Raw genomic sequence first — 23,067 nt, forward strand, 5'->3', positions numbered from 1 at the left:
TCACGCGAGCGGGCCGCGTCGGAAGCCGGGGTAGCCGGGCGCAACGCGGCCTCCTGCTCGGTTGCTCGCTGGCCGCTCTCACGGCGGCGCTGGGGCCGGCGGCGGCTCAAAGCGTGGCGAGACGCCCGCCCTCGTTCCTGGGCCTGACGGCGTCGGATTTCGACACGCCCGAGTACCGGGCCGATTGGGGCCTGGCCCAGATCAACGCCGCGACCGCCTATGCGCGCGGCTTCACCGGCGCTGGGGTGTTGGTGGCGGTCTACGATACCGGCATCGATCGGACGCATCCGGAATTTGCCGGGCGGATCTCGCCTGCGTCGCGTAACTTCTACTCGGCCCCTGGCGTCAATTTCGATCCCGCTTTCGTCCAAGACACGCAAGGGCACGGCACGCACGTGTCGGGCACGATCAGCGCGGCCCGGGACGGCTTCGGGAGCATGGGCGTCGCCTACGACAGCACGATCCTGACCCTCTACATGCTGCCGCCGGCCAGCGCCTCGGAGACCATACCGGGCCTCAGCGCCGATGGCCCCGGAGCGATCGACCACGCGACCCTCCAGGGCGCGAGGATCTTCAACGGCAGCTATGGCCCCGCACTGCCCCAATTGAAGATCCAAGACAGCCAAGGGAATTGGATTGACAACCCGAACTACGTGGAACTTCCGATTCAAGAGTATGTATCCAAGCACACGAAAGGCGAGTACGACGCAATCAAGCGCGCTGCCGACAGCGGGATGCTGCTTGTGTTCGCAGCCGGCAACGATCGCCGTGATCAACCTGTCATCTCCGTGAACCCGAGCGGAGCCGCGCTCTACCCCTATATCCGCCCCGGCAACGCCGACAGCGGCATCTACCAGTTCTTCGATGATGCCGGCCACCCAATCGACCAGAGCCGGATCGACTTCTCCGGTGTGGCCGGCTCGATCGTTTCCGTCGTCGCCACTGACCGCAACAACAAGATCGCTTGGTTCAGCAATTGGTGTGGCGTCGCCGCTGCCTGGTGCATCGCGGCACCGGGCTTCGATATCTATTCGACTTGGCCCCAAGGTTTAGGCAAGAGCTATAACACGATCAGCGGCACCTCGATGGCGGCGCCGCACGTCGCGGGCGCGGCCGCGGTGCTGGCGCAGGCCTTCCCGTTCCTGACCGCGCCGCAGATCGCCCAGACGATGTTCACCACCGCCACCCCGATCGGGCCGGCGGAGATCTACGGCTGGGGCCTGCTCAACCTCGGCAAGGCGATCGATGGACCGGGCCAGTTCACCTCCACCTGGACGGTCAACACCACGTACAAGGGCCAAGCCTATTACGGTCGCTTCGCCAACGACATCTCCGGACCCGGCGGCCTGATCAAGACCGGCGCCGGCATCCTCGATCTCACCGGCAACAATACTTACGCCGGCGGCACAACCATCAACGGCGGCGTGCTCGGAATCCTGGCCGACCGCAACCTGGGCGCCGCGAGCGGCGGGCTGGCCTTCGGCGGCGGCACCCTCGAAGTCCTGGCCGACGGCTTCGCCACCGCCCGGCCGGTGACCCTCAACAGCACCGGCACGCTCCAGATCGATACGGGCACCTCCAGCTTCGCGGGCGTGTTCGCGGACGGGGCCGGGGCGGGCTCGCTCATCAAGACCGGGCCGGGAACGGCCAGCCTGTCGGCGGCCAACACCTACACGGGCAGCACCCTCGTGACGGGCGGCACGCTGGCGCTGACGGCGACCGGCAGCCTGATCTCGCCGATCACCGTCGGCACGGCCGGCAGCTTCGTGAACGCCGGCACCGCGACCGGCAGCCTAGTCAATGTCGGCTTCACGGCCAACAGCGGCACCCTCGCGGGCGGCGTGATCAATGCCGGCCTGCTCGCCAGCAGCGGAGCGATCTCCGGCGGGCTGGCCAATGCCGGCTACACCGTCAACAGCGGCACCGTCGCCGGTGGCGTCATCAATGTCGGCACCCTGGCCTCCAGCGGCAGCCTCTCCGGCGGACTGACCAATGCCGGCTACACGGCCAACACCGGCACGATCGGTGGCGGGGTGAGCAACACCGGCACCCTGGTCACCAGTGGAAGCCTCTCCGGCGGCCTGGCCAATGCCGGATACACCGCCAATACCGGCGCCATCGGTGGCGGCGTGACCAACACCGGGACCTTGACCACCCGCGGCACGCTCTCCGGCGGCGTGACCAACACCGGCACCCTGGTCGCCGGCGCCGGCCGGGTCGACGGCGCGATCCGGAACGCCGGCACCGTCGCGGTCACCGGAACGGTCGCCAGCGACGGCACCTTCGCCAACGCCGCCGGCGCCACCCTGAATGTGGCGGCGAGCGGCGCCTACGGCCTGGCCGGCGCGCTCAGCAATGCCGGCACGGTCGCGGTCGCCTCCGGGGCCAGCCTCTCGGCCGCGGAGATCGGCAATGCCGGCCTGCTGGTCAGCGACGGCACCCTGAACGGGCCCGTCTCCAACGCCGGCACCGCCCGCCTGTCCGGCCGGCTCAACGGCGCCCTGACCAACACCGGCGCCCTGCAGTTCACCGGCCCGGTCTCCGGGATCACCGCCCTCACCACCACCGGCCCGCTCGACCTCGGCGGCGGCGCCTTCACCGTCGCGAACCTGTCCGGATCGGCCACGGCCGTGCTCGGCAACGGGCAACTCACCGTCGGCGGCCCCGGCGCGTCCACCTATGCCGGCGCCATCGTGGATGGGGGCGGCCCCACGACGCTGACCAAGGTCGGCACCGGCACGCTCAACCTCAACGGTACCGGCCGCTTCTCCGGCCCGACCACGATCCAGCAGGGCACGCTGGCGCTCAACGGGCTCTGGACCTCCCCCGTGACGGTGGCGGCCGCCGGCACCCTGCGCGGCACCGGCACGATCGCGGCCCCGGTGGCGGTGGCCGGCGCCCTGCGGCCGGGCAACTCGCCCGGCACCCTGACGGTGGCCGGCCCGGTGAGCTTCGCCCCCGGCAGCCTGTTCGGGCTCGACATCGACGGGATCGGCACCGGCGCCGGGGCGGGCAACTACGCCCGCCTGCTGGCGGTGGGCCCGAGCGGCGCGGTCGCGGCCAACGGCACCCTGGTGCCGGTGCTGCGCGGGATCACCGGCAACGCGACCAACGGCTTCACCCCGGGGCTCGGCCAGCGCTTTTCCGTCTTGGTGGCGCAGGCGGGGCTGAGCGGCTCGTTCAGCGGGCTCACCCAGCCGCCAGCCGGCTTGGCCGCGGCCACCCGCTTCGACGCGCTCTACGGGGCCGCCGGCCTCGACCTTGTGGTGACCCCCGCTGCCTACGGAAACCTCGCGCCCCTGGGCCTGGCCCAGAGCGGCAATGCCCAGGCGGTGGGCGCCGCCCTCGACGTTGCCCGGCCGGCGGCCGGCACCCGGCCCGACGCGGCCCGGGCACGGCTGTTCGACCCGCTCTACGCCGCCGCCCCCGGCACCCTGGCGGGCGGGCTCGCGAGCCTGTCGGGCCAGAGCTACGGCGACGCGGTGATGGCCGATCTCGCGGCGCGCCGGCTGGTCGCCGCCACGATCGACCGGCGCCTGACCTCGGGCGGCGGCAGCGCCAGCTTCAGCGCCGGCGGCGCTGGGCTCGGGCCGAACGGCACCGCGATCGACCTGCGCGGCGCCGCCGGGGGCCCCGACCAGCCGCTGGCCACCGGCGAGGGCCGGATCTGGGCCGACGCGCTGTACGGCTTCGGCAGCCGCGGCGGCGACCGCGCCGCCGGCGGGGCGAACCTCGATGCCGGCGGGCTGCTGGTCGGCGTCGACCGGCAGATCGGGCGCGACACGCTGGTGGGCGGCGCGTTCAGCTACCTGCGCGAGACCGGCGCGTCCCGCGGCGCCGGGGCCGGGTTCGGGCCCGGGTCGTTCACCACGGACAGCTACGGCGGGACGCTCTACGGCAGCACGCGGCTGGGCGCGGTGGTGCTGCGCGGCACGGCCGGGGGCGCCTATGCCGACGGGCGGGTGAACCGGACAATGGTGCTGGGCTCGGCCCCGACGCGGACTGGCGGCGCGCCGTCCGGCGGCGATCTCGGCCTGTCGGGCTTTGCCGGCTACGCGATCGCGACCGGCCTGCCGGTGGAACTCGTGCCGGAGCTGGGTTTCAGCTACGACCGGCTGAGCCGGGGCCGGGTGAGCGAGCGCGGCGGCCTGGTCCCACAGGCCTTCACCACGGCGGCGCTGGACGGGGCGCGGATCCTGGCGGGCGGTCGGCTCGCCAGCGTCGCGGTGGATGAAGCCGGAGGCCTGCGCCTCGACGCCCGGGCGTACTGGGCGCACGAGTTGGCCGACACGGCGGCGGTGGTGCGTTCGAGCCTGTTCGGCGTGCCGTTCTCGACCCGCACCAGCGCACTGGCGCGGGACGGGGCGGTGCTGGGCGTGAGCGTTTCGGGCCCGGTGGCCGCCGGGGTCTCGCTGTCGGCGAGCTACACCGGCGAGGTCCGCCCCGGCGCCACCGCCCAAGTCTTCTCGGCCGGTCTGCAGGCCGCTTGGTGAGCCGAGCGCTCGGCCGCGGTCGCCCCTGGGTGGCCGCGGCCCGCACGCGTGGTGCGAGGTTCGGCGTCTGCAGAGGAGCGGGGGTCGGACCCCGGCCTGTCGGCGGGGACGTGTACCGTCGGCTCTTGGTCACTGAGATGCAGAGCGCGCAGCTCGGCCCTTATCGCCGGGCTGGCGCGGAGCGCTCGGTCCCTTCGGGCTTTGGGGGACCATAGGATCGTCTGCGCGGTCTTGATGGGTGGGAAACGGTTCGGGGACCGAGCCATGGCGGGTGGATCGTCGTTGTCGCGCGCTCTGACTGCCACCGCGATGTTGGGCTTCGACGCGGGTGCCTCTCAATGCACAGCCCAGCCCGGGTAACGCCGTTCCGCGCCAAGGGACTTGAGCAGCCACGCGGTGGCGGCGCCGATCGGGGATCGGGGGCGCATGGGACCAGAGCGTGTATCAACGGAACTAAGTACAACTCACAATTGCATTGCTGGTCGCGGTCGGCGATCATTGGCTCGGACCTACGAGCGAGAGCCGCCGTGCGAGCCATCGAGACCATTCCTACGGGACATCTTGGCGTCCCGGTGCTGCGCGAGGCGATCACCGCCGCAGCGGCCATCGGCTTCCTGGCCGGCGGCGGCGTCCGGATGGTGACAGGTCTCGGCGGCACGCAGAATGCCCTGGTGGGCGCGCTTTATCTCCCGCTGGGCGCGATCGCTGCGGCCGTGTTGGCCGGGTTCGTCTTGAACCTGATCGCCCTGCCCGCCTTGAGCTGGACCCTGCCCGGCCGCAGGCTGCCGGCGAGGGCCTATCGGGTCGCCGGCGCCCTCTCGGGTCTCGGAGCCTTCTTGGGAGCCTTCGTCCAGTTCGCGCCGGCCACCGCGTAGATCCCGGCACCGGCCAGCCGACTTCGGTTGGCGCGGACGTCCGGCGGTAGGTTGGAATGGGATTGCGATGTTTCCCGTGAAACATCGCGTTGGGCCTTGTCCCATGAGGCTTCGGTCCCGCGCGTGAAGCCGACGCCGCGCTCAGCACGATCGTCCGCCTCGTCAAGCAACGGCATGGTCTGTCGCGCCACGCCCCTCACCCGAACCACGCGGGCGTCGGCTGCCCGTCGTGAACAGACCTGCACCGCCTCCTCCGGGCTTGCGCGGACATCGTCCGGCTGATCGAACGCCCCCGAAACAATCGGGGATGCATCTCGACCATGCCACCGACCTCAAGCCCGCTGCGCCTCGCAATCGTGGGTGGCGGCTTCACCGGCGCCGTGCTGGCGATCCATGCGGTACGCGCCTCGACGGGGCCCCTCGACATCGTCGTTCTCGAGCCGCGGCCCGAGCTCGGGCGCGGCGTGGCCTACAGCACCCGCGATCCCAATCACCGCATCAACGTGCCCAGCGACCGGCTGGATATCGTCACCGGCGAGACTGGGGCCGCCACCGCCTGGCTGCACGCGCAGGGCATCCTGCCCGATGCGGCGTGCGAGGACGGCACCGGAGCCTACGTGCCGCGGGCGGATTACGGGGCCTATATCGGCGCCGTCCTGACCGAAACCCTGGCGGCAGCCTCGGACCGCGTGCGCCTGTCCCATCTGCGCACGACGGCCGCGGAGGTCCGGGGAGAGGCCGGAGCCTGGCAGATCCTGACGCAATCCGGCGAGCGGCTCGCGGCCGACCGCGTCGCCCTATGCTTCGGTCACGCGGTGCCCGCCCTGCCCTGCCGTCTCGGACCGGGCGTTGCGGAATCCGGCCGCCTCGTCGCCGATCCCTGGGCGGCCGATGCGCTTGCCGGGATCGGGCCGGAGGCCTCGGTGCTGGTGGTCGGCACCGGGCTTACCATGGCGGACGTGGTGACGAGCCTCGGCGCTGGCGGTCATCGGGGGCCGATCACCGCGGTCTCACGGCGGGGCCTGCTGCCGAAGGCTCACGGACTCTTCAGGATGGATCTGGACGTGGTCGGAACGCATCCGCCCGCCACCGCTCTGGACCTGCTCCGGCTCGTCCGGCGGCAGATCGCGTCGGTCGATCCCGCCCTGGGCTGGCACCCGGTGGTGGATTCCCTGCGCGCGGCCCTGCCCGGTCTGTGGTCGAGCCTGCCGGCTGCCGAGAAGCGGCGCGTCGTGCGCCGCCTGCTGCCGTTCTGGGAGGTCCACCGCTTCCGCATCGCGCCGCAGATCGCGGCGGCGTTGACGGAGGCGCGGGCGGCGGGGCGCCTTCTCGTGGAACGGGCAGCCGTCACCGGCCTGGAACTCGGCGCGGATGGGCGGATCGCGGCGCAGGTGCGGCCCGGCGGCGGCGAGACCACGCGCCGGTCGTTCGATGCGGTGGTGCTGTGTACCGGGCCGGAGCGCGATGTCTCGCGCAACCCGCTGGTCGCCGCCCTGCTGGCGGACGGCACCGCCAGCCTCGATGCGGTCGGTCTCGGCCTCGCCGTCGATCGCCGCAGCCATGTGCTCGACCGGGACGGCCGGCCCCGGCCCGGTCTCTACGCCTACGGGCCGATGACGCGGGGCAGCTTCGGCGAGATGACGGGGGCCCCGGATATCGCCCAGCACATCGAGCGGACGGTGGGGGATCTGCTTGCCGAGCTGATTTGAGGAACGGCCGGCAGCCGGCGTCCCGATTTCGGTCAGGCGTCGGTGCCGGCCTGTCGGAGGGCGGCGGCGGCCTTCACGATCGACAGGACGCCGGTGCGCGTCGTCTGGTCCGTGATCGAGCGGAACGCCGCCACGAGGTCCATGATCTCGGGATCGTCGAACAGGCCCTGGATGGGCTCGGCGCCCGTATCCTCCGGGGATTTGTCCGCGAAGAATGCCTCGACCGGGACCTTGAGCTGGTCCGCGATCATCTGCAGGCGGCTGGCGCCGACGCGGTTGCGGCCCTTCTCGTATTTCTGCACCTGCTGAAAGCTGACGCCGATGGCGTGACCTAGCGTGGTCTGGCTCAGACCCTGTGCGGCCCGGAGTGCCGCGATACGGCTCCCGATCGCGCGATCGGCTTCGGTCGCGAGCTTCGGCTTGGTCACGGTCGTCATATCGGAACAGTCTTTCACGGCGTGCGGCCGAGGTCGGCCGCGATCCACGGGCTGCTTAACTGCATCGCGCACGATTGAGTTTCGCACCACCATGCAACCCTCGCTTGTGCCAGCCGCATATCTTGGCTGTATCGACCCAGGACAGTCACCGCGTCAACGCGTCGTCGCAGAGACGAACGCGCGATCGTGAACCACAGGACCGCACAACCAAGCCGGTTCAGTGCCGATTCCGTATTCAGCTAATCCGGCGTGGTTAACAGAACCTTCCCATACCCACAGCGCAAAATGTGCCCCCCAGGCGGCCCGATCCCGACCGTCGAAGCCCCCTCCCCTTCGCGGGAAGCCGCGGAGGCGGGTACAACTTGGAATGAGTCCAAGTTATATTAGAATTGCTCCATAACATAGCGGTTGCCTATACCAATACTCTGATGCCAACACGATCACGGCAGCGTGAGGCTGCCGTTTTCGTAGAGAGCACGGGCGGCTCCGTGCTTGTCTTAGAGGCGTCAAGATGAACCGGTCCCGGGCTGAAGCGACCTGGAACGCAATCGAACGGTCGCTGGCCGGATCCCTGTATCTCGCGTTGCTCTCAACGACCTGTGCGGTCATCGCGCCGGGCGCGGCCGCGGCACAGGCTGCGGCGACCACCGATATCGAGCTGTCGGAATTGAGCGTGACGGGTGAGGGCCGCAGCCGGTCTCTCAACGGCGACCTGTACGGCGCCGGCGGCGCGGTCGGCCCGGTCCCCGGCTACGTCGCCAGCCGCAGCACGGTCGGCACGAAGACCGACACCCCGATCCTGGAGACGGCGCAATCCGTCTCGGTCGTCGGCCGCCAGCAGATCCAGGACCAGAACGCGCTGACGGTCACCCAGGCGCTGCGCTACACGCCGGGCGTCTTCGCCGAGTCGCGCGGCGGTGCCGGCTCGACTCGCCTGGAACTGTTCAACATCCGCGGCTTCACGGCCCCGGTCTTCCTGGATCAGATGGCGGTCATCGGCGGGCGCGACGCCAACACGTCGATCGACGTCTACCGTCTCGAGCGGATCGACATCATCAAGGGGCCGGCCTCGGTGTTGTACGGGCAGTCCGGCCCGGGCGGCATCGTCAACCTGGTCTCGAAGGTGCCGCAATTCGTCCGCCACGGCGAGGTCTTCATCCAGGGCGGCGGTTTCAACGAGGTCCGGAGCGGCTTCGACATCGGCGGCCCGATCGCGTCGGACATCCCGGGCCTGGCCGACCAGTTCGCCTACCGGGTGATCGGGCTCGGCTGGAACGGCGACGGGCCGGCGGTGACCACCAAGGTCGAGCGGGCCTTCATCACTCCGAGCATCACCTGGCGCCCGTCCACCGACACGTCGCTCACCCTGATCGGCAATTACCAGCGCGATCCGTTCTCGGGCTTCTACGGCGGCTTCCCGGCGGTGGGCACCGTGTTCTCACGCAATTTCGGCAGCGGGCTGTTCGGGCGGCTGCCGGTGAATTTCTACGACGGCGATCGCAACATCGAGCGCTCCGACCGGACCCAGGCCTCGATCGAGTACCTGTTCGATCAGCGTATCGGCGAGAACCTGCGGTTCCACTCGGCCGGACGCTACCTGCGTACCCAGGGCGATTACCGCAGCGTCTACGGCGCCTTCAACGACCGGAACGGCCCGACCGCCAGCGGCCCGCTCCTGGCACGGTCGGTCATCGGCACCAACGTGGCGGCCGAAGCCTACACGATGGACAACAACTTCATCGCCGAGTTCGATACCGGGTTCATCGCGCACACGGCCCTGCTGGGCGTCGATCACCGGACCTTCAGCACCCGCACCAGCGGCACCCCGTTCCCGAGCGCCCCGGACCTCAACATCCTGGCGCCGAACTATGCCATGAACATCGCCTTCCCGGCATTCAACACCACCTCGCGGGTCGATGCCCAGCAGACCGGCGTGTACTTTCAGGACCAGGCGAAGTTCGATCGCGTCGTGCTGACGCTCGGCGGCCGCTACGACGTCGCCCGCCAGACCGGCCCGACCCGCAGCTTCTCCGGGAACACCAGCACCCTGACGCTCCAGGATGCGCCCTCCGACGCCCTGACCTATCGTGCGAGCCTGCTGTACCAGTTCGACAGCGGCGTGGCGCCGTACGTGTCCTACAGCCAAGCCTTCGAGCCGATCGTGAGCGGGCGCGTGTTCGACAGCGCCTTCGGGTCGGTGGGTCGCGTGCCCGACCCGATCCGCAGCGACCAGTACGAGGCCGGCATCAAGTACCAGCCGCCGGGCACCGATATCCTGCTGACCGCCGCGGTCTTCGATATCCGCCAATCGAACCGAACCTCCGCGGATCCCCTGCGCCAGGGCTTCGTGGTCCAGACCGGCGAAGTCGGCGCCCAGGGCGTGGAGTTCGAGGCACGGGCCAACCTGGCCGAGGGCCTGACGCTGATCGGCGGCGTCTCGCTCCTCGACATCCGCAACGTGCGGGATAGCGGCAGCACGGCGAACGACCTCACCCGGCTGTCTGTGCCGCTCCAGGGGCGGCGCCCGGTGCAGGTGCCGGACACGACGATCTCGCTGCTGGCGAACTACCGCTTCACCGACGGCCCCCTGCTGGGCCTCGGGATCGGTGGCGGCGTGCGCTACCTCGGCCCGTCCTGGGGCGATCCGGCCAATACCTTCCAAGTGCCGGAGAGCGTGGTCGTCGATGCGGTCGCGTCCTACGACATGCGGCACCTCGCGCCGAGCCTGGCCGGCCTCACGGCAGAGCTGAACGTCAACAACCTTCTGGACGAGCGCTTCGTCTCCAGTTGCCTCTCCTACTCGGCTTGCTTCTATGGCCTGCCGCGCACGGTCTACGGAACCCTGCGCTATCGCTGGTAAGGCCCCGCCGATGCGCAACAACTTCCGGCAGTCGATGGCGTGGCTGCATGCCTGGTCCGGGCTGATCGTCGGCTGGGTGCTGTTCGCGGTCTTCGTCACCGGGACCGCGAGCTATTACCGGCCCGAGATCTCGCGCTGGATGCGGCCCGAGCTCCAGGCCGGGACCGTGCTGGACCCCGACGCGACGGCCGCCGCGGTGGAGCGCGGCGTCGCCTACCTGCAGGCGCAGGCGGGGGGCGCGCGGTCATGGTTCATCACGCCGCCGCGCCCGGACCTGCCCCTGCTCGAACTGTTCTGGCGGACAGGGCCGGGCCAGCCGCCGAGCCACGTGTTCCTCGATCCGGAGACCGGGGCGCCGGCCGCCCTGCGCGAGACACGCGGCGGCGATTTCCTCTACCGGTTCCACTTCGAGCTGAACATGGCGCCTCTCTGGGGCCGCTGGATCGTCGGCATCTGCGCGATGATCATGCTGGTGGCGCTGATCTCGGGGATCATCACCCATCGACGGATCTTTGCCGACTTCTTCACCTTCCGACGGGACAAGTCCGCCCAGCGCGGCTGGCTCGACGCCCACAACGTCACGGGCGTGCTCGCTTTGCCGTTCCACCTGATGATCACCTATACGGGGCTGGTCACCCTGTCGCTCATGTACATGCCCTGGGGCATGACCGCGGCCTATCGGGGCGACACGCAACGCTTCTTCGCCGAGGCCGGCCAGATCACGGCGCCGCGCCCCCCGGCGGGCCGGCCGGGCACCCTGGCTCCCGTCGGCCCGATGGTGCGGCGCGCGCAGGAGACGATCCACGAGCCCCTGGAGCGGATCTCGATCGTCAACCCGAAGGACGCGAACGCCACCGTGGTGGTCGTGTTCGAGGAGCCGCACGGGCTCTCGCACGAGCACCCGCAGGTCGCCTTCGACGGCACCACGGGGGCCGTCGTAGAGGTCCGGGCCGGCGGGCTGAAGCCGGCGGCCAGGACCTTCACCACGATGGTCGGCCTGCACGAGGCGCATTTCGCCGGGCCGGGCTTACGCGTCCTGTTCTTCCTGTGCGGGCTCGCCGGCAGCGCCATGGTGGCGACGGGCCTGCTGCTGTGGTCGGTGGCGCGCCTGCCCAAGACGACCGCGGCCGGGAGCGCGCCGCATCTGGGCTTGCGCCTCGTCCAGGGCCTCAACATCGCGACAATCGCCGGGCTGCCGGCAGCCATCGCGGCCTATTTCCTGGCCAACCGGATCCTCCCGGTGGGGCTGCCCGACCGGGCGTTCTGGGAGATCCGCGGGTTCTTCGCGGTCTGGGTGCTGATCGCCGCGGTCGGCCTGCTGCGTCCGCAGCGGCGGGCCTGGCCCGAGGTGCTGATCGTGGGTGCCGCCCTGTACGCGGCGGCCGCTCTGGCCGATGGCTGGCGGATGCAGCGGGCCTACGGCGCCGGCGATCCGGTGGATCCGCTCTTCGTCGGGGTCGATCTCGTCCTGCTGGGCCTGGCGGCGCTCCTGCTCTTCGCCGCCGGCAAGGCCGCCCGCTACGACGGCAGCCGGCCGTCGCGCGCCCGCGGCGCCAACCGGCAGGCCTTCAGCGGCACGGCCGCCGAATAGGGGCCGCGGGCGGGTTCGGCGACCGCCCCGGGCACGCAGCTCAACCGCGCTCGGCCCCCGCGGGGAAGCGGCGCGCGAACCAGTCGCGCAGGACCTGACGCTCGTAATACAGGCCGCCGGTGGAGAAGCGCGGGTTCGCGGTCAGCAGGAAATTGATGTCGGTGACCGTATCCTCGCCCTGCGCGACGATGCGGCCGCCCCGGCGCAGCGCGTAGGCCAGGCGGATCCGCGGCGGCGTGGCGTCGGTCACGACGCGGACGCCCGTCGGCGACGCGAAACCGGGCCGGTCGAACCCGGCGAGATCGATGTCGAGGATCGTGATGTCGAGGCGCTCGTCCGGCCGGAGACGGGCAGTGCCGAGATCGACCAGGATCCGGGTCAGCTCGGCCAGCGTGACCCGGAGCGGCTGCCCGAAGGCGAAGCGGTTCTCGGCATCCGTGAAGCGCTCCGGCGTGGCGTAGCGGACCTGGACCTCCGCGGCCGCTGGTCCGGCCGCCAGGAGCACGGCCAGGACGAGGCCGGCCTTGCCTGCACCGCGCTTGCTCATATCGCTCTCACAATCCTGCCTATCGTGCCGCGCGGTTGCGGCGGTGTGTCGCCGCGCCGCCCTCCGGCTCGCCGGGACCGGTGCGGGCGGGCCCCGCGCAAAAGGGAAAACCCCTTGCGTGGCCTTCCGTTTCCGCGACACGGAGATCGATCGGCCGGGCGCGCATGACTGCAATCGAGGGCTGAGGCGTCCATAGTCTCGCCGCGTTCCGGGCGCCACCTGGGGTCATCAGCCCGCGAGGGCAGCCCTTCATGGGAGCGCGCACCGCTTGCTCAACTCTTTCCTGGCGATCCTCACCGTTATCGCGGTCCTGGCAGTCACGGCGCTGTTCAAGCTGCCGCTCCTGCCGTTCCGACTGGCCGGCCGTCTGCTGCGGGGTCGTCCGGCGGTCGCCTGATCGGGCCGCCCGACCGGATCATCCCGCCGCGTCGATAACGAATTCCATCCCGCGACCCGGCCCCTGATCGGCATAGTCGACCAGGGCCAGGCCGCGCTCGGCCAAGGTCGCCTCGACGATCCCCCGCTCCTTGCGGACCATCTGGCCGACCGCCAGCGGCGTCAGGCGCGGGCTCACCCGCCGCAGCTGATCGACCCCGATATTGGCCGGCGTGCCGTCGCCCTCGGCGATCCGGGCAAGCGCGAGGCCCAGATCCTTCGCCTTGGTCTCCGCGGCGGATTTCGGCTTGAACGCCATCTTGTCTCTCCTCGTATTCGGGGGCCGTCGCGCTTCACGCGGCCTGCACATCCACGTTCACGTCGACGAACGCCCGGATCCAGACGCGACGCCCCTTGGCGTCGTAGACCTCGACCTGCCAGCCCGACCAGTCGAACCGCTCGACCCGCTCCATGAGCCCGAGCGCGACCCGCTCGGCATGGACGCGCATCTGCGCCGTCGTCGGCAGACGCTTGCCCTTGAGGTCGGTCACCAGCTCATGCCCGTCCGTGCAGTGGAAGCGGTAGAGCTTCGTCGGCATCGGCCGTTCCTCGATCAATCGACAGCCCTCCGGTTCCGTTCAAGGCCGCGGCATCGAGACAGCCGGCCGCCCGGCCACGCGCCTATGTTCACTTTATGTTCTATACATAGGCAGCACACGATGCATCCACAACCGCATGAATGGGTTGTGGAGACCGGTCTCGCCCAGCCGGTGCAAGCCGCGGAAGCCGGTGGGTCCGGACGATCGCGGGCTGCCGCAATCGGGAACGGGTCGAGGACGCGTTCGGCATCACGCTCAGGCGCGAGAGCGAGGGGTCCATTCACGCGAGGGTCGGGGCCGAGCTTCCAGCCCGACGGGATCCGCGTCAGCGCGGCCGGTGATCGTGAGCCGACCGCCGCTACGCACCTGGAAGTCAGCCCGCTCCTCGCGCTCGACCGCGAAGCATCACCCTCGACGTGATCGGGACGGGCTTCCCGGAGGCCCGGATCATCGCCACGCCGCGCGGATCGCGGGCGAGCGGACCGACCCGTCGGTCGCGTCCGGGGGCGGGAAAGGCGCGTTCGGCACCGCCGCGGACGAGCCGGAATGTCGGAACACGCTTGTCTTGACCGGCAAACCGTCGCCCTGACCGCCGGGGCGGGCAGGCTCTCCGACGCCGCCGATCCCGCCGGGGGGCGCGGCTCCGAGCCAGCGCCTGCCCGGTCGGAGATGGGCTCCGCTCAGGCGGCCTCGCCCTTCCGCTTGGCCATGGCGCCGGGCTGCCCCAACCCGATCGCCTTGGCGAGGGCGGAACGCTGCTCGGCATAGCTCGGGGCCACCATCGGATAGTCGGCCGGCAGGCCGTAGCGCTCGCGGTAGCTCTGCGGGCTCAGCCCATTGGCGGCCAGATGCCGCTTCAGCGTCTTGTAGGTCTTGCCGTCGATGAAGCTGACGATCCCGTCCTGCTGCACCGACTTGCGGATCTGGGCCGGGCTCGGCTTGTCGACGGCCGGCGCGGCGGCACCGCTCTCGACCGGCGCCGTTCCGGACGCCAGGCTGGCGATCGCACCGTAGATGCGCGCGATCAGCGCCGGCAGCTCGGAGGCCGGGACCGGATTGTTCGCCACGTAGGCGGCGACGAGATCAACCGCCAACTCGGTGAAGTTGGAAGATTTCCCATAGGATGTCTCGTTCATATTGGCCCCTTCAGATCGTGCAGCATCCCCTTGTTGTTTCGGACCGACTAAGGATTCAACACACCAAATCCGGCTTTCAACGCTATTCTGTTGGCAGGTCCAGCGTCCTTAGCCGCGCCACAATCGGAACGTTAGCCGCGGGATCGCCGGTTCTGCTCGGCGACACCCTACCATTCGGGATGCCTGAACGAGAAACGGCCGGGACATAGGTCCCGGCCGTCGCGTGGAGCCTAAAGGGCTCCGGATTGTGTCGGGTCGCGCAGCGACCGATCAGAGGCTCGTGGTGCCCGGATAAGCCCGGACACGGCTCCGACCGTCGGTCGGGCCGGTGATGGCGGTACCGGCAGCCGGGGCCGGAGCCTCCCAACCATCCGCACGCCACGCACTGGTCTTCTGGTCGAGATCGACCGAGCCGTGCTCCTCGAGGACATCCATGACCATCGGCACCATCGTGGTGCGCGCATCGTCGACGCGGACCGTGACGAGCGTCCCGCCCCGGCGTACGCCTTCGCCGTAGGCATGCGCGTCCGTCTCGCTGACGCCGGCCCCGGCCAGGGCTCCGCCCAGGCCGCCCGCGGCGGCGCCGATCCCGGCACCCGTCAGGGTGGCGACGAGCCAGCCCGCGGCCACGACCGGGCCGACACCGGGGATCGCGATCAGGCCGAGACCAGCCAGGAGGCCGGCCGCGCCGCCGACCACGGTGCCGAGGGTGGCGCCGGTGCCGGTGCCGTCCTTGGCCTTCTCCTTGGTGTCGTCGCTGACATGCGTTCCGTCGGTGGCGGTGCGGCCGGCATGACGGTCGCCCTCGTTGTTGCTGACGATGCTGATGTCGCCGTGCGGAATGCCGCCCGCCTCAAGCTTGCTGACGGCGTTGCTGGCATCCTCGTAACGGTCGTAGAGGGCCGTGATGGTTTGCTGAGCCATAAGAATTCTCCTGCGTGAAGGTCGTGAGGATCAGGGGATCACTGCGCCGCCACGTTGCCCTTGAAATCGAGGCCCACGTTGACCTGCTTGCCGCCCTGCATGGCGGTGCCGCGCCAGATGCCGTCGCCGTCCTTTTTGAGGTTCTTGGCGTCCGTGAAGCCGGACTTCTCGAGCCGCGAACGCGCCTCGCCCTCGGTGAAGCTGTTGGCGCCCTTCTCGAGCTGGACGTTGGCATGGGCCGCGGTCGTGCCGCCGTTGGGGGCCATCTTGTCGGTGTTCGGACGGGTGACGCTCTCCTGGCCACCCGATTGCTGGCTGGTCTTCGCGTCAGGAGCAGCCGGCGTCCCGGTCACGGTGGTCTGCGCGAGGGCGCTCGAGCCGAACAGCGTAGCAATGGCGAGGACGGCGAGGGGGGTACGCATGATGGTCTCCGTGGATCATTCCGGACCCCATCAATCCCGCAGGCACATGATACGTTCCACGCGGCGAGGATTTACAGATCAAGCTTCAGGATTTCAGAGGCCGAGCACGTTTGGTTCCAAAAAATTGTCCTCTAATATCTAACGAATAAATGCGCCCATCGCGAAGACCAGCCGCGCGATGCCTGAATCCCCCAGGCGGCCGCCCCTCGGTCGCCCGAGGCGGCGGCCGCCATACCCGACCGGCCTCAGCCGGCGCCGTATCCGCCCTTGCGGTTGTCCGGCCGGGGAACGGGCGGCCGGGTGTCGTAGCCGCCGCTCTCCGGGGCGGCATCGCCCGGAGCCTCGGCCTCGGGATGGCCCGGCGCGTGCGGGCCGCTTCCCCCGGCGCCGGCGTCGGGCGTCTTCACCGCGCGCGCCGGTCGAGCCGGCGGCACGGTTCCCAAGGCTTCCCGCGCCGCGTCGACATCCTGTCCCATGTGATCCTCCCGGGTGATCCGTGGAGGGCCAAGACCGAAGGGCCGAGGCATGTTCCCGCGGCCCGGGCGCAGAGGGGCTCGTTCGGGCGCCGAACCCGGCTCAGCGATGAAAGCTGCTGCGCGCGATCGCGCGGCCCAGGCTCATGAGCAGCACGTCGGCGGCGGCGCGAACCTCGGCCGGCGTGTCACCGTCGAGCGTGCGCTTCAGCGCGATCGCCAGATCGGCGGCCCGTTCCAGGGCATCGGCCGGCGCCGACAGGTCGCTCAAGACGTAGCGCTCGCTGCCCTGATGCATCTCGGTGATGTCGATGATGATGCCGCGGGACCGGACCGGACGCCCGTTCGCATCCTGGAACATGCGTCCGCGGCTCAGCAGCCACCGCACGGTTCCGTCCGGGGCGACCACCCGGTACTCGGCGACCGCCAGGCCGCCGGTCCTCGAGGCCTGCTGAACATGATCGAGCAGCCAGGCATGGTCGGCCGGATGGACGGCGCCGATGGCGGTCGAGCCGTCGAGCTCGGTCTCCGCCAGCGCGGGATCGCCGGCCAGCAGGCGCGCCGCGCCGGCATCGTAGACCACGACGTGACGGACGATGTCCCAATCCCAGACGCCGACCACGCATGACGCTTCGAGGGCAGCGCGGAGCCGGTCGAGCGGTTCACTGAAGCCGTCGATCGCGTTGACCGGCGTCTTCGAGCGCTGTCCCATCGTGTCGATCCCGCCGAGCTGTACCAGGACGATTTGGTGCGCAACCGTACCATTTCATCCCGGAATCTGTCGAAAATTTCATGATCGGATCGGGGTGCATTCCCGCCGCAGGCCGGTTGGAACGGCAGGACCCCGCTGCGTCTCCCGCACAACCGGTCCCGAGCCGCGTTGAACCGATCATGTGTGACGAATCCAAACCGTCGGGCGCGGCGAGCCGGAGCCCATCGCCGGGGAGCCCGCTGAGCGAGATCGCGCACGCGCTGGGCGTCCCGGTCTCCAGCTTCTTCGTATCGGACGCGGCGGTGCCGACCGAGGGCGACCTGCCGGACGCCACGGCCCTCCTCGACCTGGTACGGGCCTACCTGCTGCGGGTCGGCCCGGAGACGCGCGCGCGCTTCGTCGCCCGTGTCGCGGCGATGGCCGAGGAGGCGCCCCGGTAAGCCGCCCCCGCGGCGGACGGGCGAAGCGCCTCCGATCACACGCGTCGGGCGTTCAGGGGCGGGCCCATCATGTCGCGCCGGACGATCTCGATCGACCAGGCCCAGAGCAGGTGACCGAACACCTCGGAGAACGCCTCATGGCCGGAGATCTGCCACAGAGGCGGGGCCCAGCCGCCGAGCGGCAACAGGAGGCCGTGGAACAGGACGGTGACGATCAACCCGAAAGCCATACCCTGTCCCAAGGTCACGAGCGGGAAGGTCAGGGCGGTCAGGCAGTAGAGCAGGCCGAAGAAGACCGAGAACCCCTGGTGCATCAGCGCGACACCGTAATTGAGGACGTGCCCGGTGAAGGTATAGGTCATGGCCTCGACGTTCAGGCCGAGCCATTTGAGGATGGCGAAGGGCGGCGAGATACGCCCGGCCTCCCGGGGCGGGAACGGGATCTCGGAGCCCCATTTGACGAAGCTCGACAGGTTTCCGCCCAGGAACCCGGCGGCCAGGGCCGTCTTGTAATCGTAACTTGGAACCACGGTCGCGTTGACGCGCATGACAGACCCCCGCCTCGACGGCTTCTGGATTTCTTATTGTCCGAACGTCATCCCGCCGGCCCAGGCGAGCCGCCTGAGGGACCGCGTTCGGCCCGAGATGATTCGCGTTCGGCGGACCCTGCTAACAAGAGAAACTTTCCGATCCCAACACGAGAGCCGTTGATTTTTCGGCATTTTAGGCTCGGACGCACCGGGATATCACAACACATGTTCGATCCACTTCCGGGATCGACTGAATAAATATCGGCGGCGCGCAACACGCCCCGCAGAATATTGCGAGAGCCCGTGACTTCGGCTGCAATCCCGTACGCGCCGTGAGATCTGGTGTCTCGGCCGGCGCCTGCGCCTGCCTCAGGGTCGCGTGCGGGCCTGGGAGGCGGCGATCTGCATGAGTTCGGCCATGCTGCCGACGCCGAGCTTGGACCGCAGGGTCGCGGTGGCGTTCACGACGCTGCGGTAATTGAGCGTCAGGATCTCGGCGATCTCGTCGTAGGGCTTGCCCTTCCCGATCAGCACCAGGATCTGCATCTCCCGGCTGCTCAAATTCGCCAGCGGCAGGTCGTGCGCGCCGGCATTCAGCATCGCGATCTCGATGGCGATGTCATGGGGCAGGTAGGAGCGGCCGTTGGCGACCGCCTCCAGCGCCTCGAGGAAGGCGGCGGCGGGCGTATCCTTCAGGACGAAGCCCAGGGCGCCGCATTCCAGCACCCGCGCGACGATGACCGGGTCCCGGTGCATGCTCAGCGCGAGGATGCGCGCCTCCGGCTCGAGCGCGCGGATCCGGCGGATCAGCGAGAGGCCGGACAGGCCGTCGTCCCGGAAGCTCAGGTCGGTCACCACCACGCCCGGCCGGTGACGGTGGAAGGTGCGGTAGGCGGCGACGATGTCCCGGGCCTCGTGGACGCGCGCGATGCCCGCCTCCTCGGCAAGCAGCCGGAAGCCCTGAAGCACGATCGGGTGGTCGTCGACGATCAGGAGGTCCCGGGCTCGGACGGACCGCGCGGGCTGGGTCGGGCCCGGGGCGGCGAGGCGCTGCGCGGCGCTCACGGCGCCTCTCCCGGCCCCAGCCCGGGGGCGAACCGGTCGGCGAGCAGGGCCAGGGCGGCGGCATGGTCGATGCCGCGGGCGCGGGTGTTGAAGTAGTGCTGGCACATCTCCCCGTAGAGGCTCTTGTGGCGGCCGCGCCGGGCCGCCACCGCGCTGAACCCGGTGAGCAGCGACGCGGAGCGCTCGGTCTTGCCGATCTCGGCGAGCATCTGCTCGAGCTGGGCGGTGCGGTTGGCGATCATGCGCGGATCCTCGATGAAGACGGTCCTGGCTTCCGCCAGGGCGTCCTGCAGCGCCCGCACGGAGTCGGAGCCCGCCGGCACCGGGTGCCCGGCCTCCCGGCCGGCGAGCCAGCGCGCCGGGTCGGTCCCGTCGGTGGGCGACAGCCAGGCCGGCAAGTCGCTCTCGGCGGTGCGGGCCACCACGGCCTGCCCCTCCTCCGATCCCGCTTCCGGGGGCCGGTCGCAGGCGGCGAGCGCGAGGCCGGCGACCATCAGGCTGGCGAGTGCTCCCTTCACCGGCCGGCCTCCCCCGGGACCGGCCGGACCGCCGCCACGGTGCGCGGACCCTCGGCCACCGGGATCCGGCCGGTCTCCGTCAGGGCCGCGAGGTCGATCACGGACACGTCGTCGGAGAACCAGTTCGCCACGTAGGCGCGTCCGCTAAGGATCGCCACGCCCTCCGGATAGCGGCCGACCGGCACCGTGGCGACGACCGCGAGCGCCTCGGCATCGACGATCGACACGGTTCCGGCATGCTGGTTGGTGACGACGACACGCCGGCCATCCGGGCCGATGGCGACGCCGTAGGGGCTTGCCCCGACCGGTACCGTCGCGACGGGATTGAGCGCGCCGGCGTCGATGACGGTGAGATCGTTGCTCCGGACATTGGCGACGTAGACCCGGTCGCGGACCGGATCGTAGGCCAGGGCGAAGGGGCCGTCGCCAACCGGGATTCCGGCGATCCGCGCCATCCGGGCTGTGTCGACCACACCGACGCTCCGGTTCTCGCGCTCGGCCACGTAGAGCCGCCCGTCCACGCCGAGGGCGAGCCCGGCCGGGTCGCGCCCGACCGCGACCTCGGCCTCGACGGCGCCGGTCTCCGCCGAGAGGCGCAGCACCCGGTTGCCGGACCAGTCGCCGACATAGAGGGCGCGTCCGTCCGGGTCGGCCGCGAGCCCGAAGGCCTGGCCGGGGACCGGCCAGCGCCGCATCGCCCCATCGGGTGCGATTACCGTGATCGCGCGGCCATCGGGGTGGCTGAGATAGAGCCGCCCGCCGGGACCGGCCGCGACGACCGCCGGGGACGGGGCCACCGCCAGCGCGGCGCCAACCTCTGCGACTCGCGCGCCGTCCGGCCGCTCGATCCGGGTGGCGCGGGCGCCCTGCTGGCTCGCGACCCAGACCGACCCCGCCGCCGCCGGCCCGGCGGCGAGCGCGAGGCCGACGAGCCCAAGAAGGCGCCGCGCGCGTCTCATCGCTGCGGCCCGCCCTCCAGCTTCGCCTTCAGGCCCTTGAGGCCCTCGGCGAAGTAGCGGTTCATCGCCTCCTTGCCGGCCGCGTCGCTCAGGTTCTCGGGCGGCTCGTTGCCGGTATCACCCCGGTAGAACCGACCCATCCACTCGACCTTGGCCCCGTCGCCCTCCGGCGTCACCGTGAGGGTCGCCGAGTAGGACGAGACCGGCAGGGCGTCGAGATCCGGGTCGGACATCCGGTACGAGTAGGTCCGCTCGGCGCCCTTCCACTCGTCGAGGCCCTCGACCAGGGTGCCGCCGCGCTTGAGCGTGACCTTGCGGACGGCGCCCGCGCCGTCGCCCCCGGTGGCCTCGACCTTGGCGACATCCGGATGCCAGGCGCCGATGCCCCCGAACGGCCCGACCACCTTCCAGACCGCGTCCGGCGTCGCCCGGATGGTGATGGTCTGGTCGACCTTCTGGGGCGTCGGGCCGTGGGCCAGGGCGGTGCCGGCGGCGAGCAGGATGGCGAGGGTGGTGAGGACGCGACGCATGATCAGGCTTTCCGGAAACGCAAACGGTGGGTGGGGGTGAACCGGGTGATGCGGGGGGCCAGCCCGCGCAGCGGCCCCGCCAGCAGGACGCCGAGCACGAGGGCGAGCGCCAGGGCGCCCAGCGCGGGGCGCGGGTCGATCCGACCGGGCAGCGGGCGCGGCGTCGCGGCCTCGATCAGGGGCCGGTCGAGCCCGCCCGGCCCGTCGAGATGCGCGTAGGCGAGGCCGGTGATCGCGGCGAGCTGCTTGAGATGGCCCTCGCGCACCGAGGAGAGATGCTCGCTGCCCTGGGCGGCGGCGGCGCCGAACGGGGCGTTGCGCGGATTGTAGCCGGCGCGGGATTCGGCATCGGCCGGCGGCGGCCCGAACCGGTTCTCCTGCTGCACGTCGGTCTCGGCGTAGAAGCCGCTCTCGCGGCCGCGATCGTCGTATTTCGGGATCGGCGACAGGCCGTAGGCGCCGGCCCCCACGATCAGGCCGCGGACCGCCCCCGGCCTGCCCTCGAAGGGCGGCACCTGGCCGGCGGGGAGCGGCGGCGTCTCCTGGCCGTCGGTGACGAAGAGCAGGTCCGTGCCGAGCCCCGCCGCCATCTCGATGGCCCGGTACAGGCCGGCGCTGATGCGGCTGTCGCCCTCCCAGGCCATCCGCCAGTCCAGCGCCGCCAGGGCACCGTCGAGCGGGGCGAACTCGGCGCAGACCTCCACGGGCTCGAACAGCAGGAACGGGCGGCGCTCGGTGAACAGCGCGAGCGCGACCCGCGAGCCGCAGGGCAGGTCCGCCACCAGCCGGCGCAGGGCCGCCTTGGCGGTCTCGAGACGGCTCGCCGGACGGCCCTCGGCCGCGTAGTCGCGCACGTTCATCGAGCCGGTGATGTCCACCACCGCCAGCACGCCGACGCCCGCACGGGTCACCGGCAGGGAAGGCACCACCAGCGCGGCGATCACCAGGGTCAGCGCCAGGGCGAGCGCCTGGAAGCGGCGGCCGCGCAGGTTGCGCGCGAGCGGCAGGCCGCCGAGAACGGTTTGCCGGCTCATGGGCCACCTCGGGGCTGCCCGGGGATGTCGGTCCAGATCTGCTTCGGCTCGGCGCGCATCTCGTCGCCGCTGGCGCGGTCGAACTCCGGGAAGTCGCGGATCAGCCGCGAGGCGACGTCGAGGTTGAACTTCGCGTCCCAGAAATCCGGCCGGTCCCGCAGCGCCCGGCGGTAATCCTGGCGCGCCAGGGTCACCTGGGGGCCGGCCTTGTCGAGGGCGCCCCGGGTCAGGAGCCCGAAGGCGTCCCGCATCCGGGCGTTGGCGATGCGGTAGCGCGCGCGGGACGCGGCATCGGCTGCACCGGCCCGGTCGAGGGCGGCGACCAGCGGCTCGGTCTCCTCCAGCCGCCCGTGGCCGGCGAGGTAGCCGATCCGCGCCAGCAGGAGCGGCGCCGGCGCCCCGATCCCCACGTCGAGATCCGTGCCGCCCTCGAGCGCCGCGATGCCCCGGTTGGCCGCATCCGCCCGCCAGGCGGACACGCCGAAGCCCGCTGCCGCGAGGCCGAGCAGCACCGGAAGGGCAAGGAGCAGCCGCGGCCGAAGCCGGCCCCAGAGGCGGCGAACGGCGTCACGCATGGCGGGACAGGGCACGGAGGCCCTCGCGCGTGCGGCTAACCGGGCTCACAGATCGGATCTTGGATTCTCTCAAGCCGGAAAGCAGGCCTGCTTCGGAGACGACACGCGCCCTCCCTCCCCCCTCTGCGGGGGAGGGTACCCTGCGCAGCAGGGGGGGAGAGGGGCAGCGCGACGGTGCCGGATATGTCGCCCGGCGCGCCTTTGCCGGCAGCGGCGCTCCCCTCTCCCGACCCCCTTCGGGGGCCACCCTCCCCCGCAGAGGG

Annotated in this window: 23 protein-coding genes; 7 read left to right on the forward strand and 16 right to left on the reverse strand. The window is 70.9% G+C overall.

Going from position 1 to position 23,067, the window contains the following annotated elements; all coding sequences use genetic code 11:
- Positions 1-113 precede the first annotated feature (113 nt).
- The 3 genes from WYO_RS18820 to WYO_RS18830 all read left to right on the forward strand — a co-directional run bounded on the left by WYO_RS18820 (position 114) and on the right by WYO_RS18830 (position 7,077).
- The gene (locus tag WYO_RS18820) at positions 114-4,493 is read left to right on the forward strand and encodes a S8 family serine peptidase (protein ID WP_244424232.1); all 4,380 of its coding nucleotides are present in this window, start codon (positions 114-116) and stop codon (positions 4,491-4,493) included.
- Between the two features lie 527 nt (positions 4,494-5,020).
- Entirely contained in the window at positions 5,021-5,368 is a 348-nt protein-coding gene (locus WYO_RS18825; RefSeq protein ID WP_007565421.1) for a hypothetical protein, read from the forward strand.
- 320 nt (positions 5,369-5,688) lie between these two features.
- The gene (locus WYO_RS18830; protein ID WP_007565422.1) at positions 5,689-7,077 is read left to right on the forward strand and encodes an FAD/NAD(P)-binding protein; all 1,389 of its coding nucleotides are present in this window, start codon (positions 5,689-5,691) and stop codon (positions 7,075-7,077) included.
- 32 nt (positions 7,078-7,109) lie between these two features.
- On the opposite strand, the gene WYO_RS18835 is transcribed toward WYO_RS18830, so the two are convergent.
- Entirely contained in the window at positions 7,110-7,514 is a 405-nt protein-coding gene (locus tag WYO_RS18835; protein WP_039903356.1) for a helix-turn-helix transcriptional regulator, read from the reverse strand.
- 511 nt (positions 7,515-8,025) lie between these two features.
- Here WYO_RS18835 and WYO_RS18840 point away from each other — a divergent pair.
- A complete protein-coding gene (locus tag WYO_RS18840) occupies positions 8,026-10,374 on the forward strand; it encodes a TonB-dependent siderophore receptor (protein ID WP_007565424.1) in 2,349 nt (782 codons plus the stop codon).
- A 10-nt stretch (positions 10,375-10,384) separates the two neighbouring features.
- On the forward strand, positions 10,385-11,965 hold the full coding sequence (locus WYO_RS18845) for a PepSY-associated TM helix domain-containing protein (protein ID WP_007565425.1): 1,581 nt from the start codon (positions 10,385-10,387) through the stop codon (positions 11,963-11,965).
- Positions 11,966-12,005: 40 nt separating this feature from the next.
- Here the strand turns inward: WYO_RS18845 and WYO_RS30485 are convergent, their stop codons facing one another.
- Positions 12,006-12,512, reverse strand: a complete 507-nt coding sequence (locus tag WYO_RS30485) for a DUF3016 domain-containing protein (RefSeq protein ID WP_007565427.1) — start codon at positions 12,510-12,512, stop codon at positions 12,006-12,008.
- 268 nt (positions 12,513-12,780) lie between these two features.
- Here WYO_RS30485 and WYO_RS32415 point away from each other — a divergent pair, with 268 nt between their 5' ends.
- The gene (locus WYO_RS32415) at positions 12,781-12,909 is read left to right on the forward strand and encodes a hypothetical protein (protein WP_007565428.1); all 129 of its coding nucleotides are present in this window, start codon (positions 12,781-12,783) and stop codon (positions 12,907-12,909) included.
- Positions 12,910-12,927: 18 nt separating this feature from the next.
- Here the strand turns inward: WYO_RS32415 and WYO_RS18855 are convergent, their stop codons facing one another.
- The 7 genes from WYO_RS18855 to WYO_RS18885 all read right to left on the reverse strand — a co-directional run bounded on the left by WYO_RS18855 (position 12,928) and on the right by WYO_RS18885 (position 17,153).
- Positions 12,928-13,206, reverse strand: coding sequence for a hypothetical protein (locus WYO_RS18855; RefSeq protein ID WP_007565430.1), 279 nt, complete (start codon positions 13,204-13,206; stop codon positions 12,928-12,930).
- Between the two features lie 34 nt (positions 13,207-13,240).
- Positions 13,241-13,486, reverse strand: a complete 246-nt coding sequence (locus tag WYO_RS18860) for a hypothetical protein (RefSeq protein WP_007565432.1) — start codon at positions 13,484-13,486, stop codon at positions 13,241-13,243.
- Between the two features lie 680 nt (positions 13,487-14,166).
- Positions 14,167-14,622, reverse strand: coding sequence for a MucR family transcriptional regulator (locus tag WYO_RS18865; RefSeq protein ID WP_007565434.1), 456 nt, complete (start codon positions 14,620-14,622; stop codon positions 14,167-14,169).
- Positions 14,623-14,892: 270 nt separating this feature from the next.
- On the reverse strand, positions 14,893-15,546 hold the full coding sequence (locus WYO_RS18870; protein ID WP_007565436.1) for a hypothetical protein: 654 nt from the start codon (positions 15,544-15,546) through the stop codon (positions 14,893-14,895).
- A gap of 38 nt (positions 15,547-15,584) precedes the next feature.
- The gene (locus WYO_RS18875) at positions 15,585-15,968 is read right to left on the reverse strand and encodes a hypothetical protein (RefSeq protein WP_007565437.1); all 384 of its coding nucleotides are present in this window, start codon (positions 15,966-15,968) and stop codon (positions 15,585-15,587) included.
- Between the two features lie 245 nt (positions 15,969-16,213).
- Positions 16,214-16,444, reverse strand: coding sequence for a hypothetical protein (locus WYO_RS18880; protein ID WP_007565438.1), 231 nt, complete (start codon positions 16,442-16,444; stop codon positions 16,214-16,216).
- A gap of 100 nt (positions 16,445-16,544) precedes the next feature.
- The gene (locus tag WYO_RS18885) at positions 16,545-17,153 is read right to left on the reverse strand and encodes a PAS domain-containing protein (protein WP_007565439.1); all 609 of its coding nucleotides are present in this window, start codon (positions 17,151-17,153) and stop codon (positions 16,545-16,547) included.
- Positions 17,154-17,332: 179 nt separating this feature from the next.
- Here WYO_RS18885 and WYO_RS18890 point away from each other — a divergent pair, with 179 nt between their 5' ends.
- The gene (locus tag WYO_RS18890; protein ID WP_007565440.1) at positions 17,333-17,593 is read left to right on the forward strand and encodes a hypothetical protein; all 261 of its coding nucleotides are present in this window, start codon (positions 17,333-17,335) and stop codon (positions 17,591-17,593) included.
- Between the two features lie 35 nt (positions 17,594-17,628).
- On the opposite strand, the gene WYO_RS18895 is transcribed toward WYO_RS18890, so the two are convergent.
- The 7 genes from WYO_RS18895 to WYO_RS18925 all read right to left on the reverse strand — a co-directional run bounded on the left by WYO_RS18895 (position 17,629) and on the right by WYO_RS18925 (position 22,804).
- A complete protein-coding gene (locus WYO_RS18895; protein ID WP_007565441.1) occupies positions 17,629-18,141 on the reverse strand; it encodes a DUF1440 domain-containing protein in 513 nt (170 codons plus the stop codon).
- Positions 18,142-18,492: 351 nt separating this feature from the next.
- The gene (locus WYO_RS18900; protein ID WP_039903365.1) at positions 18,493-19,116 is read right to left on the reverse strand and encodes a response regulator transcription factor; all 624 of its coding nucleotides are present in this window, start codon (positions 19,114-19,116) and stop codon (positions 18,493-18,495) included.
- 68 nt (positions 19,117-19,184) lie between these two features.
- A complete protein-coding gene (locus WYO_RS18905) occupies positions 19,185-19,682 on the reverse strand; it encodes a hypothetical protein (RefSeq protein ID WP_039903359.1) in 498 nt (165 codons plus the stop codon).
- A gap of 20 nt (positions 19,683-19,702) precedes the next feature.
- Positions 19,703-20,665: a YncE family protein gene (locus tag WYO_RS18910; RefSeq protein WP_007565444.1), complete on the reverse strand. Its 963-nt coding sequence runs from the start codon at positions 20,663-20,665 to the stop codon at positions 19,703-19,705.
- Entirely contained in the window at positions 20,662-21,195 is a 534-nt protein-coding gene (locus WYO_RS18915) for an SRPBCC family protein (protein ID WP_007565446.1), read from the reverse strand. The genes WYO_RS18910 and WYO_RS18915 overlap by 4 nt, the downstream gene beginning before the upstream one ends.
- A 2-nt stretch (positions 21,196-21,197) precedes the next feature.
- Complete coding sequence (locus WYO_RS18920; protein ID WP_007565448.1) at positions 21,198-22,229, reverse strand: vWA domain-containing protein; 1,032 nt, start codon at positions 22,227-22,229, stop codon at positions 21,198-21,200.
- The gene (locus WYO_RS18925) at positions 22,226-22,804 is read right to left on the reverse strand and encodes a hypothetical protein (protein WP_047170880.1); all 579 of its coding nucleotides are present in this window, start codon (positions 22,802-22,804) and stop codon (positions 22,226-22,228) included. Before WYO_RS18925 ends, WYO_RS18920 begins: the two co-directional genes overlap by 4 nt.
- Positions 22,805-23,067 lie beyond the last annotated feature (263 nt).

The sequence above is a fragment of the Methylobacterium sp. GXF4 genome (genome assembly GCF_000272495.1).
GTDB classification, from domain to species: Bacteria; Pseudomonadota; Alphaproteobacteria; order Rhizobiales; family Beijerinckiaceae; genus Methylobacterium; species Methylobacterium brachiatum.